This is a genomic window from Rhizobium yanglingense (assembly GCF_977109285.1).
Genome location: NZ_CDSAWY010000005.1, coordinates 303,626 through 321,279, shown reverse-complemented (window position 1 = coordinate 321,279; position 17,654 = coordinate 303,626). Strand labels below are relative to the sequence as shown.

The window sequence follows — 17,654 nt, the reverse complement described above, 5'->3', positions numbered from 1 at the left end:
ACGAATTGATCCTTTTGATTGTTCCGGCCGTTATTCGCGCTCGAGCGCGCTGCGGGGTGCTGTCAGGGTCCAGATCAGGCCCTGCGGCAGGTAGTCTACCTGCACCGATCCGCGGAAGGCTGCTGCAGCATGCGTCTTGATGACAGTGGTTCCAAAACCGGAGCGGGACGGTGTAGTGACCTCGGGACCGTTCCGTTCCTCCCAAATAAAACGGAGCATTGCCTCGGACTGATCCTCGACCTGGATATTCGACCAGGAGAAGGAGACGCGGCCCTGTGGCACCGAAAGCGCACCGTATTTTACCGAATTGGTAGCCAGTTCATGCAGCGTCAGGCCGAGGTTCTGGACCGCTTCCGGCTTGACCACAAAATCCTCTCCGGAAATCTCAAGCTGTTCTGCCGCCTGCGGGAAGGCCTCCAGGTGAATGTCGATGACCCGGCGGAGCGAGGCACCGGACCATTGTTCGCTTGTCAAAAGCTCGATCGAACGGACGAGCCCGTCGAGGCGATTGGAAACGGCCGACTGGAAGCCTTCGACGCTGTCGGCCTGTTTGGCGAGTTGGCGCATCATCGCCTGGGCCAGCGTGAGCAGGTTCTTCGTTCGATGCACGAGCTCATGCATTATGAAATGCAGACGGTCTTCCGTCTGGCTGCGATCGAACGAGGCGTTGGACAGAGCAACGGCGACCTGGTTTGCCTCGATGACGCTGGTATCGATCGGCGCCACGATTTGGCCCTCGCCCATGCTGCTTGCCATGTCGGCTATATCGCGGATCGTAGTGCGCACCTGCCGCGCCACGGCATAGGCCGCGAGCACGGCGACCAGAAGCAATGCGATGCCGCCGACGATCAGGAAACGCCATGTCGTGAGGATCGATGCCTGCGCCGTGGCAACCGGTCCCCAGACCACCGTTTTCCAGGACCAGCCGGGAATTTGGGCATAACCGAGGAGTTGGTTCGGCAGAATATCCTCATCCTCGAAGACGCCGCGCGAAGCGATGAGCGACGGCAGGATGCGCGTGTCGAACGGCGTTCCGGGGGCAATGCTTGCCATGCCGCTCGAAGCCACCACATGGCCGCCCTGATCGATCACCGCAGCCGACCAACCCGACGCAAGCCCTTCGGTCGTGACAAGTCTGGCGAGGTCCTTGGCGTTCTGGGTGACGATCAGGGCCGCGACTTGGCCTGCATCCAGCGGCATCGTGACATTGTAGACCCACTCGCCGCTTGTCGCTCCCTTGAAGACGTCGGATGCTTCGATACGGCCGGACTCGATGGCCGATTCCATCGCCGGGATATTGGCTGTTTTGCTGAGCGGCGTGCCGAAATCACGGCGCGTGTTCAGTAGCTGCTGACCGCTTCGGTCGACGGCGATCACGTAGAGTGTATCGCCGCGCAGGGCCGTTTCGGTCCGCTCATGAAACGAGGCGAAGTCGTTGTTCTCGAGTTCGGGCGAGGTTGAGAGCAGACGAAGTGTCGTCGCCATGTCCTGTAACTGCCGGTCAATAGAGCGAGACAGGGTCAGCGCGTCTTGCGCCGTCTCGCGCCGCAGCGTCGTGCGCTGATTGTCCTCGAGTTGCAGAAGCAGGAGTGTGACGAAAGCAAAGATCGGCACGGCGATCGAGACCGCCATGGCAACCAGATAGGTGCCGATCGAAGCCTTGGGAAACAGCCGCGTGCGCAGACTCATGGGCATAATCTTTGCAGGCTTTCGAGAGCGAATGGCCCGGCCGGATTTTCGCAAACAGTTACGAAAGCAAAAAACTGCATCGCCGTCAGTGCCCTCAACGCGTTCGGATTCCCGATAGCCTGCTATCGAAGCAGCGACATGTTAGGGGCAGGGGAAAGTGGTTGCAACACACTAAAACATGCTGACGGAAGAATTGTAATGGTCATACAATTGTGCCGTCAGGCGAACCGGGAGAGCCGAAATGATCGGAGGCTTGCCTCAGTTGCGCCTGACAGAATCTCGTTTGCCGCCAGCGTGCCGACCAACGGAGCAAGCGTCACGCCGGAATGCATAACGGCGATGTAAAGGCCGCCGATGCCGCAATTGCCGATGATCGGGAAGCCGTCTCGCGGCGTCGGGCGATATCCGACAGTGACGAAATCCATTGTCAGTGCGTCGCTTTCCAAAAGGCTGGCTTTGACCTTTGCAAAGAGAGCGGCCGCGGTCGCCTGACGGTCTTCGCCCGGATCGCTGCCGCCGAAGTCGCTGCCCGCGATGATGCGCCCTTCGGTCGTCTGGCGCATATGCAGTTCCGTCGCAATCACCAGGCCGTTCAGCCGTTTCTCGAACGGGCGGGAGTGGACGATCAGGCCGGGCGGCGCGTCAATCGGCAGCGTGATCCCGGCTGACGCGGCTATGGGAACGGATCCTGCGCCGCAAGCGAGGACGACATGATCGGCATCGATCAGACCTTGCGACGTCACGACGCCGGCAATGTGATCTCCGCTACGGATGAGGCTGCGAACGGCAGCGCCGATGAATTTCGCGCCTCGCGCTTCGGCATCCGCCAGCATCATGCGCGCGGCTGCGACCGGCTCGACTGCGCCTTCCTCAGCGACAGCGAGGGCGAAATCGGGTGCATTACTGAGATAGGGTTCGCGGCGGGAGATCTCACTGCGCTCGATGCGGTTGATTCCGTAGCCCCAGCCGCCGTGCTCCTTGGCGTAAGCTTCGAGTTGATCGCGGGGCAGGTCCCAGCAGATGCCGCCGCACCAGGTAAGTGGCAGGCCCGGAAGCTCCGCAGCGAGCCGCTTCCACTCCGCCATCGAGCGGCGCCGGAAATGAAAGTAGAATTCGGGGTTGCCCCAGCTGGCATTGATCCAGGCGAAGGAATTGGGTGTTGCGACGCCGCCGGTTTCTTCGGCGATGACCGTCACAGCAGCACCGGCCTTCGCCAAATGCCAGGCGATCGAGGCGCCTATGATACCGGCGCCGACGACGATCACATGCCGTTTCGCCGCCATCGCCGTTTTCTCCGTGATCTGCAGGTATCAGCCGCTGGTTGCAGCGCCGACGCGGGCCAGGCCGTCGCGGGCCGGCTGGTATTTCGGGTCGAGGCCGATCGCGTGGCGATAGGAACGGGCCGCCTTCTCCTTGTCACCGCGGCGCTCATAGACGAGCGCCTGGTTGGCCCAGGATTCGGCGATGTTGCCGTTGAGCTCGATCGCATGGTTGAAGTCGGCGAAGGCATTGTCGTCGTCGTTTAGCGCGATATAGGAAATGCCGCGACCGTTATAGGGCTCGGCCGAATTCGGTGACAGCGAGATCGCCTTCGAGAAATCGTCGATCGCTTTGTCCTGCTGATTGCGCTTTTGGAAAATCAGGCCGCGATTGTGATAAGCGCGGCCATCTGTCGTGCCGAGCTGGATCGCGCGGGCGAAATCGTTGAATGCCGCATCGTCCTGGCTGGCCTGGCGATAGACGTTGCCGCGGCCGATATAGGCAACGTCGTAGCTCGGGTTGATCTGCAGCGCGGCGTTGTAGTCGGCGATCGCCTGTTGCTGCTGGCCCATGTTGCGATAGACGAGCGCGCGGTTGGCATAGGCCTGGAAGAAGCGCGGATTGATCTGCAGGGCGGTATTGAAGTCGTTCAGCGCGGCCTTGAACTGACCGGCACGGCCATAGGCCGAGCCTCGGACGTTATATGCTTCCGGATCACGCGGATTGGAATTGATCACCGAGGTCAGCGAGGCAATGTTCTCTTCGGAACCCTGAGCCTTGTCGAGGCGGATCACAGCATCGGAGGTGTTGTCGGTCTGGCAACCGGCAAGGCCGATTGCGGCAAGGACTGCAAGCACCGGCAGCAGCGTCGCTTTCGGCGCGCGCAAGGACCGGAGCGAAGTGAACAAGAAATCAGCCATTCGTGCGCTTCCCCCATGCGTCATATCCGGGGGCAATCGGATATGCGATCTTCAGCAGCAAAAATAAAAAGGCGGCGGCGACACGTAATCGCCCCCGCCAACATGCATCTGAAAACGTCGAAATAACGACGGCACCGTTTAGCGTGCGACCAGACCTTCGCGCTGTGCCCGCTTGCGAGCCAGCTTGCGAACGCGGCGAACAGCTTCGGCCTTCTCGCGGGCGCGCTTCTGCGACGGCTTCTCGTAGTAGTCGCGCATCTTCATTTCGCGGAAAATGCCTTCGCGCTGCATCTTCTTCTTGAGAGCGCGGAGAGCCTGATCGACATTGTTATCGCGGACGAGTACCTGCACGAGAATCACGTTCCTTTGGTTTTGGTTGACACCAGCGGCGGCACAGCGCCAGGGCAAAATTATACGGTTCGCGCGGCCGGAGCCTTGCGATTGGTGATGCGGGATAACAGATCGATGACACGAAGTCCAGACTGATATGGCGATCTGCGGAAAAAATGGCGGATAAGCCTTCCGCCCTGCTTGGCGGATGCGGGGCCCAGAAATGCATTTGCTATTGCGGTATGCAGAAATACCCCTATATATGAGCCTATCGAATATTGCTTGTGACCTTTGTCACGCGCTGAGCGCTCTGTCAGATTTCCTCTCAACTCTCGATAAGAGCCGGCGAATATTTCCCGGCAGTGCAGCGATTGAAAGGAGATCGTTCATGAATTCAGGCACAGTTAAGTGGTTCAATAGCGCAAAGGGCTTTGGCTTTATTCAGCCGGACGATGGTTCGACCGACGTATTTGTTCACATTTCCGCCGTGGAGCGTGCCGGCATGAGCGCGTTGTCCGACGGGCAGAAGGTACGCTACGATCTCGTCCGGGACAAAAAGTCCGGCAAGAACGCAGCGGATAATCTTCAGGCCGCGTGATTTGTCATTTGCCACGGCTGACCACGGATGTACTGGCAGCAGGCTGAGTGACGGGAAGAGGTCGGGTAAAACGCCCGGCCTTTTTGACATTTTGAAAGAGCACCGTGATGCCAAAGCCGAACTATAAGGCAAAGCCGACCTATAAAATAGGTGACTTTGTCGTGCTGAAGTCCGGTCTCACCCGAACGGCCGCTGCCGACAGGCGATGCGAGGTCGTCGGCATCCTGCCGAACGACCATGGACATGTACAGTACCGTGTTCGGTTCGAGGCCGAAAACTTCGAGCGCAGGATAACAGCGCTTGATATCGATGCGACCGAATCCCCGCCGCGGATTTCAGGCGCTCAGGTCGCCCAAACTTCCAATGCCGAGCCTTGGCTGAAGACGTCCAGCATCAAGGTTCGAAAGTAACGCCTCCCCTCGTTAACGATACGGCATGCCATTGCCGCGAAAGGATAAGATTTTGCAGGTTCTCGTCAGGGACAACAATGTCGACCAGGCTCTTCGCGTTCTCAAGAAGAAGATGCAGCGCGAAGGTCTGTTTCGTGAAATGAAGGCGCGCAGCGCCTATGAAAAGCCATCCGAGAAGCGCGCCCGCGAAAAGGGCGAAGCTATCCGCCGTCAGCGGAAACTTGCGCGCAAGAAGATGCAGCGCGAAGGTTTGCTGCCGATGCCCAAGAAGGCCGCAAACACACGTTGAGTGTCGCTTGCGACCGTGGTTTTCAAAATCGCGAACCATCCAAGGAAAAGTGAATGACTGCCACAAAGGACGCATTCTTCAACGCCACGAAGATGTCGGCCCGCGACAAGGCGGAAGCCACGGATCACACGGCGCGGGCGATTATTGCAGACGAAGCAAAACTGCGTGAAAAAAAGACGGAGAAGCTGAAAGCCCTCCGTCTGCAGCGGCAGGCCGAAGCTGAGCCCGAAGTTCCGGCTGCGAAAAGGAAGCGCAAGGTTTCAGTCAAATCGGCCGGCCAATAGGTCTATTGCAAAACGTGGTCCTTCCCCGGACGGCGTCTGCCTGTCCGATTCCCACGCGCTCCAACACAATCTCTGTTTATGCTGCGTGCCAGTTCTGCGACAGGATGGCGTTCGGCGCTAAAGCGGCGTAGCCTTTCTTCGCTGCTCAGCGGCTTGCAGCGTAGGGGGCGCCATCGGTTCATGACACGCGCGCAGCAAATCGGTGTCATCATCGGCTTGGCGATTGTTGCCGTGCTCACGCTGCTGCGGGCCAGCGATCCACAGCTGCTGCGATCGATCCGCGATGTGACCTTCGACGAATACCAGCGCGTATCGCCGCGGTCCTTCGAAGAGCTGCCGGTTCGGGTCATCGATATTGACGAGGCATCGCTGCGCGAATTCGGCCAGTGGCCGTGGCCGAGAGACAGGCTGGCTCTGCTCGTCGACAGGCTGTCCGAGATGGGTGCGGCGGCGATCGCTTTCGACATTCTCTTTGCCGAGCCGGACCGGCTTTCGCCACGGACTGTCGTCGGCAATGTGCCCGGCATCGATCCGTCGCTGCTGTCGCAATTGCCGGACAATGACGAGATTTTCGCCGATACTATTGCCGACAAGCCTGTCGTGCTCGGCTTCGGCTTGACCAACGAGGGAACCTATCGCCCGTCCGTCAAGGCAGGCTTCGCCTTCACCGGCGAAAGTCCCGTCGGCGCACCCCCGCATATCAATGCCGCAACGCCGTTACGTCCGCGCCTTGAAGCGAACGCCGCCGGCATCGGTCATATCAGTCTCAATCCGGGCAGCTCTTCGTCGGTCGTGCGGGCAGTTCCGCTGTTTCTGACGGATGGGGAGCAGCTTTATCCAAACCTGGCGTTGGAGGCACTGCGTGTTGCGCAGGGTGTCTCGACCTATGTGCTGGCGGGCGCTCCGGATGCAGCCGGCGTCATGGTCTCAGTCAAGACAGGCGATTTTGTCGTCCCCGTGACGGCGGCCGGCGAGCTGTGGCTCTATGTCAGCCCCGACCGTGCGGAGAGATATGTCTCCGCGCGGCATGTGCTTGCAGAAAAAGGTGCCTCGGCCGAAGTCAGCGCGGCGATAAACGGTAGTATCGTCTTTATCGGCACATCGGCCGCGGGGCTGCAGGATATCCGTGTCACGGCGCTTGGAGAGAATGTGCCGGGGGTTTCGCTGCACGCGCAGACCCTCGAGCAGATATTGAACGGCCGCTATCTGTCGCGGCCGGATTGGGCGGATGGCCTGGAGATATTCGCCATTGCAGTGCTTGGGAGCCTTTTGGTGATACTGACGACCTTCGTCAGCCCGGCGGTGGGCCTGGCCTGTGGTTTGGCGATTACTGCGCTTGCTGTTGTCGCCTCTTGGCTCTGCTTTTCCTACGCCGGGCTTCTTTTCGATCCGCTGGCTCCGATCATCAGCGGATCAGTGACGCATTTCGCCGCGACGTCGTTCCGCATCCTGGTGATCGACCGGGAAAGGCGCGAGGTTCGCCGCGCCTTCGGGCAATATCTGTCACCATCGCTTCTCTATCGTATCGAGCATACGCGCGACGCACTGCGCCTAGGCGGCGACGATCGGCAACTGACGGTCATGTTCGTCGACGTGCGTCATTTCACCGAAATCAGTGAGCGGCTTGCGCCGAGGGCCGTCGTCGGATTCCTGAATACTCTGCTCGACGCGCTGAGCCGCCATGTCGTCGCCAATGAGGGCACGCTCGACAAGTTCATCGGCGACTCGATCATGGCCTTCTGGAATGCGCCGGTCGATGTGGCCGATCACGAGACGAAGGCGGTACGCGCCGCTCTGGCCATGCGGGAAACGCTTGCCGAGCTCAATGCTGCCGATGCCTTCGGTTTTGGCAAGGATCAGCCGGTGGGCATCGGCATCGGCATCCATACCGGCGTTGCCTGTGTCGGAAATATGGGCGCCGAAACGCGCTTCAATTACTCGGCCGTCGGCGATGCCGTGAACGTTGCTGCGCGGATCGAATCTTCGTGCAAGGAAATCGGCTTCGATATTCTGATTTCGGAGGACACCGCGCGGCTGCAGTTAGGTGCTGCGCTGCTTGAGGCGGGCACCATCGGCCTGAAGGGAAAGAGCAGCCGGACGCGCCTATTCGCCGTCGTCGGGGACGAGCGCGTGACGCAATCGGCCGAATTTGCAGAGCTGCGGCAGCTCCACCATCGGCTTGTCGAGGCATTTCGCTCGCGCTCGCCCGACACGCGCAGGATCGTCAGTGCCATCAGGTTGAAGACCAAAATGATCGCTCCCGGCCTGGCAGAATTTTATCGCCGGATTTCCCGCAGGGCCGATCATTTCCGTGATGAACCGATTTCTGAGGAAGCGCGCCCAGCAGAATGACGTTTCAGCGATGGTGGTTCCGTTCGCCGCGATCCCTATCGCGGTCCTTGCCATGATGATGGTCGCCCTCGTCGCGGTCTCTGTCGTGATCGCCCCGGTGGTGATCATGTGATTTATGCGGCCTGTCGTGGTCATGCGGCTTGTCCGGCTTATGCGGCCTGTCGGGCCTGTCGGGCTTGTCAGGCTTGTCAGGCTTGTCAGGCTTGTCAGGCTTGTCCGGCTTATGCGGCCTGTCGGGTTTGTCGGGTTTGTCGGGTTTGTGTGGTCTATCGGGCTTATTCGGCTTGTCAGGTTTATTCGGTTTCTCCGGCTTCGGCTCCGGAGGCGAGACGGCCGGCGCCTGGCGCTGAAGGTTATCGGGCCGCTGCAGTGCCGCCGTCAATCCGCAGCCGCCGCCCATCATGCCGGAAAGCGACTGACTGCCGGAAAGGAATGGGAGGGCGCGTGGCGTTCCCAGTCTTCGAAGGACGCCCTGGTTTACGGGCGCCACATCCGTCATGTTGCCGTTGGGTGTCGCAACGACACAGTCGCAACGACGTGTCAGTTGCCGGCAGCCGCCCGGGCCGCAAAACTGGGCGGCGCCATTCAGCATGACGACGGCCGTGGTTCCATCCGGGCCGACATAGAAATCGAAGGCGGTGCCACGCACGCCAATCGTGCCCGCAGGTGTCAGGATCTGGTAGGCGGATGATTTCGAACTGCCGCTGATCCAGCGGAAGGTTCCCTTCGCTGCGCGGATGCTCAGCTTTTTCACCGATTGAGAGTCATCGAAGATGTATTTGTCGATGACGACTGACGAACCCCAGCCGACCGCAAGCTTGGTGCCGTCACGGAAGAGAAACTGGCCGAGGCCGGATTTCGATGTACGAATGCGCTCGTCGCGATGGACTGCGGCATTTACGGTCAGCGGTCCCGTTTGACCGGTCACTTCCGTCTTGATGTGGACCGCCTGGCCAACCTGCTCGGCTGCGGAGGCCGGCATGGAGCTGGAAAGCACCGCGCTGAGCACCGTGGCTGTGGCAAGACGGACATACGACATGGAAACACCCTAAGAATAGGAATATTAGCATGTTATTTCGCGTCTCGTCTTCCTGCCCTCTTGGGTTAGTCGGACTAATCCAGTGCGGGCGGGCGGATGCGGCAACCTCAGTGTCACCAGCACTTGTTCCAACCATGTCAAACAAAAGCCCGTCCGCGTCGCAAAAGAAACGTTGTGCCGCATTTCGATTTGCGATTTGTATGGCCACGAAGAAAATGCCTTTCCCTGAAGGAGATGAAGGCGGATGCGGAAATACTCGGTTTTTGCCGTGGCACGGGAAGCGCTCAGAGGCCACAAGGGCTGGGAGAGGCAGTGGACTTCGCCGGAGCCGCGTGCGCAATACGACGTCATTATCATCGGCGGCGGCGGGCATGGTCTGGGAGCAGCCTACTACCTTGCCAAGGAGCACGGCATCACCAACGTCGCGGTGTTGGAAAAGGGCTGGCTCGGCGGCGGCAACACCGGCCGTAACACCACCATCATCCGCTCGAACTATCTCTATGAAGAGAGCATGCACATCTACGAGCATTCGATGAAGCTCTGGGAGAACCTGTCGCAGGATCTGAATTACAATGTGATGTATTCGCCGCGCGGCGTGATGATGCTCTCGCACAACATCCACGATCAGCAGTCCTTCAAGCGGCATATCCACGCCAACCGGCTCTATGGCATCGATAATGAATGGCTGACGCCGGAGCAGGCGAAGGCTTATTGCCCCCCGCTCGATATTTCGGCAGCTGCGCGTTATCCGATTAACGGCGCCGCCTTGCAGCGCCGCGGCGGTACGGCGCGCCATGATGCGGTCGCCTGGGGTTATGCCCGTGCGGCGTCGGATCGCGGCGTTCACATCATCCAGAATTGCGAAGTCACCGGCATCCGCCGCGGACCGGACGGGCGGGTTGTTGGCGTCGAAACCAATCGCGGCTTCATCGGCGCGAAGAAGGTCGGCGTCTCCGCGGCCGGCCACTCGACGACCGTCATGAAGATGGCGGACGTGCGCGTGCCGCTGCAATCGAGCCCGCTGCAGGCGCTGGTTTCCGAACCACTGAAGCCGATCTTTCCCTGTGTCGTCATGTCGAACACGGTGCATGCCTATATCTCGCAGTCCGACAAGGGCGAGCTCGTCATCGGCGCTGGCACAGACCAGTATAATTCCTATTCGCAGACAGGCGGCCTGCAGATCATCACGCATACGCTTGATGCGATCTGCGAGCTCTTCCCGATGTTTCGCCGCGTGAAGATGATGCGCTCCTGGGGCGGCATCGTCGACAATACGCCGGACCGTTCGGCGATCCAGTCGAAGACGCCGGTTCCGGGGCTCTATGTCAACTGCGGCTGGGGAACGGGCGGCTTCAAGGCGACGCCGGGTTCGGCCAACCTCTTTGCGCACCTGATCGCCCGCGACGAGCCGCACAAGTTCAATGCCGGATTGACGCTGGAGCGCTTCCGCACCGGACGGCTCATCGACGAAGCGGCAGCCGCCGCCGTCGCGCACTGACCACGCACTTCCGACAAGGGAATCCAATGCTACTGATCTACTGCCCATACTGTCAGGAAGAGCGCTCCGAGCTCGAATTCCGTGGCGCTGGCGACGCGCATATTGCGCGGCCCCAGAATATCGCTTCGATTTCCGACGAGGAATTCGAGGCGTATTTCTTCCTGCGCGACAACCCGAAGGGCCTGATCTTCGAACGCTGGCGGCACATCCACGGCTGCGGCCGTTTCTTCAATGCGGCGCGCGACACCATCAGCGACAAATTCATCATGACCTACAAGGCAGGCGAGCCAAAGCCTGAAATCGGCGCTGCCAGCGTCCCGCACGCCCCCGTCGAAACCTATGAAGCGACGGAAGGAGAGGCGAAATGAGCGGCGCGAACCGAATTCCAGGCAAGGGACGCCTGACGCCGGCCAGAACCGCCCGCTTCACTTTCGACGGCAAGAGCTATACCGCGCTCGAAGGCGACACCGTCGCTTCGGCGCTGATCGCCAACGGCGTGCATCTTGTCGGCCGCTCCTTCAAGTACCACCGCCCGCGCGGCATCCTTTCTGCCGGTGCGGAAGAGCCGAATGCGCTGATCGACGTTGCCCGAGACTCGGCGCGAAAGCAGCCGAACGTGCGCGCCACAGTTCAGGAAGTCTTCGACGGTATGATCGTCAAGTCGCAGAACCGCTTCCCGTCACTTGCTTTTGACGTCGGTGGCATCAACGATCTGCTTTCGCCGTTCTTTGCGGCGGGATTCTACTACAAGACCTTCATGTGGCCGAAGGCCGCCTGGAAGCATGTCTATGAGCCACTCATCCGACGTTCCGCCGGTCTCGGCGTCGCGCCGACGGAAGGCGATCCGGATCACTACGCAAGCCGCTATGCGCATTGCGACGTGCTCGTCGCCGGGGCGGGCGTTGCCGGTCTCTCCGCTGCCCTTGCCGCGGCTGAGGCGGGCGCCCGCGTCATCATTTGCGACGAGCAGGCGGAATGCGGCGGTGCCTTGCGCTTCGACTGCGGCGTGAAGATCGACGGCATCGATGGCTACGTCTGGGCGCAGCAGGCGGCTGCCAAGCTGAAGGCGATGGACAACGTGCAGGTTCTGACCCGCACGACGGCCTTCGGCTACTACAACCATAATTTCATCGCTCTTGCCGAGCGCGTGACCGACCATATCGCCAAACCAGGCCGTGACCTGCCGCGCGAGCGTCTCTGGCAGGTCCGCGCCAAGCGGGTGATCCTCGCCAGCGGTGCAATCGAACGGCACATGGTATTCCGAAACAACGACCGTCCGGGCATCATGTTGGCGTCTGCCGCGCGCATGTATCTGAACCACTACGGGGTCGCCGTCGGAGCCAAGGTTGGTGTCTACACCGCCCATGACTCGGCCTATGAAGCCGCTTTCGACCTGAAGCGTGCCGGCGTGGCAATCGCTGCGATCGTCGATTGCCGCCAGACGCCGGGGGCTTCAGTTCTTGCCGAAGCGCGTTCGCTTGGGATCGAGGTGCTGGCTGGACAATCGGTCATCAATACTTCGGGCAAGCTCCGCGTCTCATCGATGACCGTCGCCCGCAACGGCGGCGGCTCGCCGCGCAAGATTGCGGTCGACGCATTGCTGGTTTCGGCCGGCTGGACGCCGTCGGTGCACCTCTTCTCGCAGTCGCGCGGCAAGGTGAAGTTCGAGCCGGAAAGCCAGCGCTTCCTGCCCGGCACCTATGCGCAGGACTGCCTGTCGGTCGGCGCCTGCAACGGCACGGACGGCCTGCAGCAGACGATCGAAGAGTTCTCTTGCGGCCGGCGAGCTGATGGCGCAAGCCGTCGGAAACTCGGGCAGTGGCAAGATCAGCATCTCGGCCGAGCAGGCCTATGACTGGACCGGAGGTATGATCGGTGCTGCCGAAGGTGCCGGCCCGGAGACGAGCGCCAAGGCCTTCATAGACTTCCAGCACGATGTCTGCGCCAAGGACATCCGTCTTGCGGTGCGCGAAGGCATGCACTCGATCGAGCACATCAAGCGCTTCACGACGAACGGCATGGCCTCCGACCAGGGCAAGCTCTCCAACATGCACGGTCTGGCGATCGCCGCCGAAATGCTCGGCAAGGAAATCCCGCAGGTCGGCCTCACGACCTTCCGTGCGCCCTATACGCCGGTCACCTATGGCACGCTGATCAGCCATTCGCGCGGCGAACTCTTCGATCCCGCGCGTAAGACGCCGATGCATCAGTGGGAAGCGGCGCATGGCGCTGTGTTCGAAGACGTCGGCAATTGGAAGCGTGCCTGGTTCTATCCGCGCGCCGGCGAGACGATGCATCAGTCAGTTGCCCGCGAATGCAAAACGGCTCGCGATATCGCAGGCGTTTTTGATGCCTCGACGCTCGGCAAGATCGAGGTCGTCGGCCCGGATGCGGCCGAGTTCATGAACCTGATGTACACCAATGCCTGGGACACGCTGAAACCCGGCAAGTGCCGCTATGGCATCATGACCCGCGAAGACGGCTTCGTGTACGACGACGGCGTTGTCGGGCGTCTTGCAGATGACCGTTTCCATGTCACGACGACGACCGGCGGTGCACCGCGCGTTCTTCATCACATGGAAGACTATCTGCAAACGGAGTTCCCGCACCTGAAGGTGTGGCTGACCTCCGTTACCGAGCAATGGGCTGTGATTGCCGTGCAAGGTCCGAAGGCGCGCGAGATCGTCGCGCCGCTCGTTGAGGGGCTCGATATTTCCAACGAGGCCTTCCCGCATATGAGCGTTGGCGAGTGCAAGGTCTGCGGCGTACCTGCGCGCCTCTTCCGAGTGTCGTTTACTGGCGAAGTCGGCTTCGAAATCAACGTTCCAGCCGATTTCGGCCAGTCGGTGCTGGAAGCTGTCTGGGCAAATGCCGAGCCGCTCGGCGCCTGCGTCTACGGCACCGAGACGATGCACGTCCTTCGCGCCGAAAAGGGCTATATCATCGTTGGACAGGATACGGACGGCACGGTTACGCCGGATGACGCAGGTCTTTCCTGGGCCGTTTCCAAGAAGAAGACGGATTTTGTTGGTATTCGGGGGCTGAAGCGTCCCGATCTCGTCAGGGAAGGCCGCAAGCAGCTTGTCGGTCTCCTTACGAAGGATACGAAGCTGGTGCTCGAAGAAGGCGCACAGATCGTCGCCAATCCGAACGAGCCGAAGCCGATGACCATGCTTGGTCATGTGACCTCGTCTTACTGGTCGGAAAACCTCGGCAAGTCGATCGCCTTCGCGCTGGTCGCCGGCGGCCGGGCGCGCATAGGCGAGAACTCTTTATGTACCAATGCCCGACAAGACGATTGCCGTTGAAGTGACGGACATGGTGTTCTTTGACAAAGAAGGAGGCCGGATCAATGGTTGATGTGGCAATTCGCAAATCCGCTCTTTCCGGCAACCACGGCGGTTCTGCCACTGTGCGGCTGACGCCTGCGCCTGCGGCGAGCCGGGTGGCGCTGCGGGCGCCGGCAGCTTCGCTCAAAGCTCTTTCATCGGCTCTCGGCGTCTCGATCCCGGATGCGCCGAAAACATCGGGCCGCGAGGGCAAACGCTCAGTGCTCTGGCTCGGCCCCGACGAATGGCTGGTGATCGATGAAGACGGCGCGGATCTGATGACCCTGTTATCAGGTGTCAGCCTCCTTCATTCGGCGACGGATGTCTCCCATCGCAATGTCGGCATCATCGTCTCTGGCCCCGGCGCCGAAGCCACGCTTTCGGGCGGCTGCCCGCAGGACCTGTCGATCGGCACATTTCCGGTCGGCGCCTGCTCGCGCACGCTGTTCGGCAAGGCGGAAGTCGTGTTCTTCCGCACCGAGGACGATACGTTCCGGATCGAATGCTGGCGGTCGTTTTCCGACTATGTCTTCGGTCTGTTGGCCGAGGCGGCAGATGACGCGGGGCACTGACGGGCTGGCCGTGAAATCGCGCGAGAGCGGCTAAGGACGCAGGGCCGCTTTCAGCAATTCAATGGCCGCTGAAACGGAGGAGCCCTTGATCGCGGGCGGAACTGCGCGTTCGCAAAATTCCCGCCATACGAACAGCGTTAACTCCGCGCCATCAGTGGTCTTGGCGGGATATTCGGCAAGGTCCTCAAGGACCCGATATCGGGCATCCTCCCAGAAGAGTGTCTCCACCCAATCATAAATCGGAATCATGTGGAAATGGATCGGGTAGCCCGGGGCGTGTCCATATCGGCCGATATAGACGCGCCGCGCCTGCAGAACCCGTCGCAGAGCGTCCTCGACCTTTGCCAGTAGCGGGCCGAGTTCTCCAAGCGCGCTGGCCTGTAATCCGGAAAGTTCACTTGCAGGCGTCTTGGAACCGACCATAAGATAACCCGGAAACGCCGAATTCATCCTGTGGTTTACAATCCAGCTCCCGGTTTCGAGGATATTAAACCGCGCGGGGATTTCCAAAGAGCCTGCTCTCAGGTTTCCTCCGGCCGGTCCTTCGGGTCGAACTGGATGATGGTGATCCAGTTCGCAGTAAGCGCGGGTTTCTTCTCGTTCTCGATCTCGATGGACACTTCATATGTGGTCATCAGCATGCTGGCGCCGCGGAAGCGTGCGTCAGCGAGGACGAAATGGCCGCGGATGCGGGTGCCGGATTTGACCGGCGCCATGAAGCGCACCTTGTCGAATCCATAGTTGATGCCCATCGTCTGCTCGCGGATTTTGGGCAACGCATTGTAATTCATTGTGGAAAGCAGAGAGAGCGTCAAGAAACCATGGGCGATCGTGCCGCCGAAGGAGCTTTCGGTTGTCGCGCGGCCGGGTCGGTATGGATGAACTGATGGTCGTTGGTGGCGTGCGCAAAAGCGTCGATCATCGCCTGATCGACAAGAATCCAATCTGAAAGCCCTGTTTTCGTGCCAATGAGCCCGCGGACTTCCGCGAGCGAAATTTCCCTGCCCATAAGTTCCCCATGAAAAAAGCCGCCTGCTCAATTGCTTACAGTGGATTTATGACAATTACGACAACGATTCACATTCGTTGTGGCTTGAATCAATTCCCGACGCAAAAGATGACCGACCGCGGCGGTACGATCACGGCCGCGCCAAGCTTCCCGGAGTTGCCGGACGGGCTCAACAGCCGCCACGCGGCAGTGTCTGGGGGCGGGAGGACGAAGTCCGTCGCATTGTTCGATCGGTTGAAAAGCACGGCCAGACGCACTTGTCTGCGGCTGTCGTGGTCGCGCGTTGTGAGCAGCATGCCGAGCGTGGAAAAATTCGCAGTCTCCCACTCTCCAACGGTCATCGGATTGCCCGAGGAGGATATCCATTCGACATCGCCGTTGCCGTCGAAGAAGCCGGATTCGGAGAAGACGGAGAAGCGCTTTCGCAATGCTGCCACGAAGGCGGTGTGGGCGATCAATTCTTCATCCAGCGCCTCCCAGTCGACCCAGGTGATTTCGTTGTCCTGGCAATAGGCGTTGTTATTGCCGCGCTGTGTTCGCCCGCCTTCATCACCCGCCGTCAGCATGATGCTGCCGCGGCTGGCAAAGAGCGTCGAGATCAGCGCCTTCAGATCGCCACGGCGCTTCTTGATGATATCGGGATAGCGCGTTTCGCCCTCGATGCCGTTGTTCCACGAATGGTTCTCGTTGTGGCCATCGCGGTTTTCCTCGCCGTTCGCTTCGTTGTGCTTATGACTGTAGGCAACGAGATCCTTCAGCGTGAAACCGTCATGGGCAGCGAGGAAATTGACGCTGCGCGTCGCCGTTCCGCCGTTTCGCAAGAAAATGTCGGAGGAGCCGGCCAGTGCTGTCGCGAGCGGCCCGGTCTTCCAGTCGTCGCCGCGCCAATAGCAGCGGAGATCGTCGCGAACGCGGTCGTTCCATTCGAGGAAGGGAGCTGGAAAATTGCCGAGTTGATAGCCGCCCGGACCGATATCCCAAGGCTCGGCGATCATGATGCGCTCGGCGAGCACGTTATCGTCGAGGATCGCGGAGAGTGTCCCTCCATGGGCCTCGAAGCCGTTTGCCGTGCGGCCGAGAACAGGCGCCAGATCGAAGCGGAAACCATCGACGCCGGCGCCGAGGACGAAATGTCGGAGGCTATCGATGATGAGCTGGCGGACATAGGGATGATCGCAGGCGACGGTATTGCCGGTCCCGGTGTCGTTGACAAGCTCGCCGGGCCGGCCGGGCAGATGCCGGTAGAAGGAGAGATTGTCGAGGCCGCGCAGCGACAGCGTCGTGCCGTAACGGTCGCTCTCGCCGGTATGGTTGAAGACGAGGTCAAGAATGACGCCGATGCCTTCGGCCCGGAGCTTCGCAACCGTATCGCGCAGTTCGGCCATGCCGCCCGGCGCGAGGCGCGGATCGAGCGCCATGAAGGCAACGGGATTGTAGCCCCACCCGTTCGCTAGTCCGAGCGGCGGCAAATGGCGCTCGTCGATCCAAGCGGTGATCGGCATCAGCTCGACGGCATCGACACCGATCCGCTTGAGATGAGCGATCACTGAGGGATGGGCAAGGGCGGCGACGGTGCCGCGCTGCGTCTCGGGAACGTCCGGGTGGCGGATCGTGAAGGGTTTGACCGCGACTTCATAGATAAAACCGCCTGGCTTGAAGAGGGGTTTCTCCAGCGTCACTTTCGTATCGCGGGTCACCATCGCCTTCGGCATCAGGTTCTGCGTGTCTTCGCCGAAGATGCCGAGACGCGGATCATGGCGGAACGGCCGGTCGAGCTGTTTGGCGTACGGGTCGACCAGAAGCTTGGACGGATCGAACCAGAGACCGTTTTCCGGAGCATAGATGCCGTCGACCCGAAAGCCGTAACAGGCGCCTTCCTTCAGACCGTCGACGAAAAGGCGGTGCACATGGCCGTTTTCGCGCGCCATCGGCAGGCGCGCGAGTTCCTTGTTGCCGGTTTCATCGAAGAGGCAGAGCTGGATCTCTGCGGCATGCTGCGACCAGACGGCGAATTCGACGCCGGCTTCGAAAAGGATCGCGCCCCCTTTAGCCCTGTTGTCCGCCCGCATGAGCCT

At 60.6% G+C, this 17,654-nt stretch carries 15 protein-coding genes and 2 pseudogenes; 9 read left to right on the top strand and 8 right to left on the bottom strand.

Going from position 1 to position 17,654, the window contains the following annotated elements; genetic code table 11:
- Positions 1–30: 30 nt before the first annotated feature.
- The 4 genes from ACW4PC_RS11205 to rpsU (ACW4PC_RS11190) form a co-directional block, all read right to left on the bottom strand.
- A complete protein-coding gene (locus ACW4PC_RS11205) occupies positions 31–1,689 on the bottom strand; it encodes a sensor histidine kinase (RefSeq protein ID WP_455873867.1) in 1,659 nt (552 codons plus the stop codon).
- 218 nt (positions 1,690–1,907) lie between these two features.
- Complete coding sequence (locus ACW4PC_RS11200; RefSeq protein ID WP_455873866.1) at positions 1,908–2,972, bottom strand: NAD(P)/FAD-dependent oxidoreductase; 1,065 nt, start codon at positions 2,970–2,972, stop codon at positions 1,908–1,910.
- A 27-nt stretch (positions 2,973–2,999) separates the two neighbouring features.
- Positions 3,000–3,869, bottom strand: coding sequence for a tetratricopeptide repeat protein (locus ACW4PC_RS11195; protein ID WP_039846119.1), 870 nt, complete (start codon positions 3,867–3,869; stop codon positions 3,000–3,002).
- Positions 3,870–4,007: 138 nt separating this feature from the next.
- Entirely contained in the window at positions 4,008–4,220 is a 213-nt protein-coding gene (gene rpsU / locus ACW4PC_RS11190) for a 30S ribosomal protein S21 (RefSeq protein WP_003585885.1), read from the bottom strand.
- A 367-nt stretch (positions 4,221–4,587) separates the two neighbouring features.
- On the opposite strand from rpsU (ACW4PC_RS11190), the gene ACW4PC_RS11185 reads away from it, so the two are divergent.
- The 5 genes from ACW4PC_RS11185 (at position 4,588) to ACW4PC_RS11165 (ending at position 8,132) form a co-directional block, all read left to right on the top strand.
- Positions 4,588–4,797 carry a cold-shock protein gene (locus tag ACW4PC_RS11185; RefSeq protein ID WP_028739741.1) on the top strand — a complete coding sequence of 70 codons (210 nt, stop codon included), beginning with the start codon at positions 4,588–4,590 and terminating at the stop codon, positions 4,795–4,797.
- Between the two features lie 107 nt (positions 4,798–4,904).
- Positions 4,905–5,207 carry a cold-shock protein gene (locus ACW4PC_RS11180; protein WP_455873865.1) on the top strand — a complete coding sequence of 101 codons (303 nt, stop codon included), beginning with the start codon at positions 4,905–4,907 and terminating at the stop codon, positions 5,205–5,207.
- A gap of 52 nt (positions 5,208–5,259) precedes the next feature.
- Positions 5,260–5,496, top strand: a complete 237-nt coding sequence (rpsU, locus tag ACW4PC_RS11175) for a 30S ribosomal protein S21 (RefSeq protein ID WP_022715889.1) — start codon at positions 5,260–5,262, stop codon at positions 5,494–5,496.
- A 53-nt stretch (positions 5,497–5,549) separates the two neighbouring features.
- A complete protein-coding gene (locus ACW4PC_RS11170; protein WP_455873864.1) occupies positions 5,550–5,780 on the top strand; it encodes a hypothetical protein in 231 nt (76 codons plus the stop codon).
- A 180-nt stretch (positions 5,781–5,960) separates the two neighbouring features.
- Positions 5,961–8,132, top strand: a complete 2,172-nt coding sequence (locus ACW4PC_RS11165) for a CHASE2 domain-containing protein (protein WP_455873863.1) — start codon at positions 5,961–5,963, stop codon at positions 8,130–8,132.
- Between the two features lie 4 nt (positions 8,133–8,136).
- Here the strand turns inward: ACW4PC_RS11165 and ACW4PC_RS11160 are convergent, their stop codons facing one another.
- On the bottom strand, positions 8,137–9,171 hold the full coding sequence (locus ACW4PC_RS11160; protein WP_455873862.1) for a FecR domain-containing protein: 1,035 nt from the start codon (positions 9,169–9,171) through the stop codon (positions 8,137–8,139).
- A 244-nt stretch (positions 9,172–9,415) separates the two neighbouring features.
- Here ACW4PC_RS11160 and ACW4PC_RS11155 point away from each other — a divergent pair, with 244 nt between their 5' ends.
- The 4 genes and pseudogenes from ACW4PC_RS11155 (at position 9,416) to ACW4PC_RS11140 (ending at position 14,570) form a co-directional block, all read left to right on the top strand.
- The gene (locus ACW4PC_RS11155) at positions 9,416–10,669 is read left to right on the top strand and encodes a sarcosine oxidase subunit beta family protein (protein WP_455873861.1); all 1,254 of its coding nucleotides are present in this window, start codon (positions 9,416–9,418) and stop codon (positions 10,667–10,669) included.
- Between the two features lie 26 nt (positions 10,670–10,695).
- Positions 10,696–11,037 carry a sarcosine oxidase subunit delta gene (locus ACW4PC_RS11150; protein WP_074069685.1) on the top strand — a complete coding sequence of 114 codons (342 nt, stop codon included), beginning with the start codon at positions 10,696–10,698 and terminating at the stop codon, positions 11,035–11,037.
- Positions 11,034–14,029: pseudogene (locus ACW4PC_RS11145) on the top strand (sarcosine oxidase subunit alpha). Before ACW4PC_RS11150 ends, ACW4PC_RS11145 begins: the two are co-directional and overlap by 4 nt.
- Positions 14,022–14,570, top strand: coding sequence for a sarcosine oxidase subunit gamma (locus ACW4PC_RS11140; RefSeq protein WP_455873860.1), 549 nt, complete (start codon positions 14,022–14,024; stop codon positions 14,568–14,570). Before ACW4PC_RS11145 ends, ACW4PC_RS11140 begins: the two are co-directional and overlap by 8 nt.
- 30 nt (positions 14,571–14,600) lie before the next feature.
- On the opposite strand, the gene ACW4PC_RS11135 is transcribed toward ACW4PC_RS11140, so the two are convergent.
- The 3 genes and pseudogenes from ACW4PC_RS11135 to glgX form a co-directional block, all read right to left on the bottom strand.
- Positions 14,601–15,080 carry an HIT family protein gene (locus ACW4PC_RS11135; protein WP_455873859.1) on the bottom strand — a complete coding sequence of 160 codons (480 nt, stop codon included), beginning with the start codon at positions 15,078–15,080 and terminating at the stop codon, positions 14,601–14,603.
- Positions 15,081–15,091: 11 nt separating this feature from the next.
- Positions 15,092–15,579: pseudogene (locus ACW4PC_RS11130) on the bottom strand (MaoC family dehydratase).
- Positions 15,580–15,668: 89 nt separating this feature from the next.
- The gene (glgX, locus tag ACW4PC_RS11125; RefSeq protein ID WP_455873858.1) at positions 15,669–17,648 is read right to left on the bottom strand and encodes a glycogen debranching protein GlgX; all 1,980 of its coding nucleotides are present in this window, start codon (positions 17,646–17,648) and stop codon (positions 15,669–15,671) included.
- Positions 17,649–17,654: the final 6 nt, after the last annotated feature.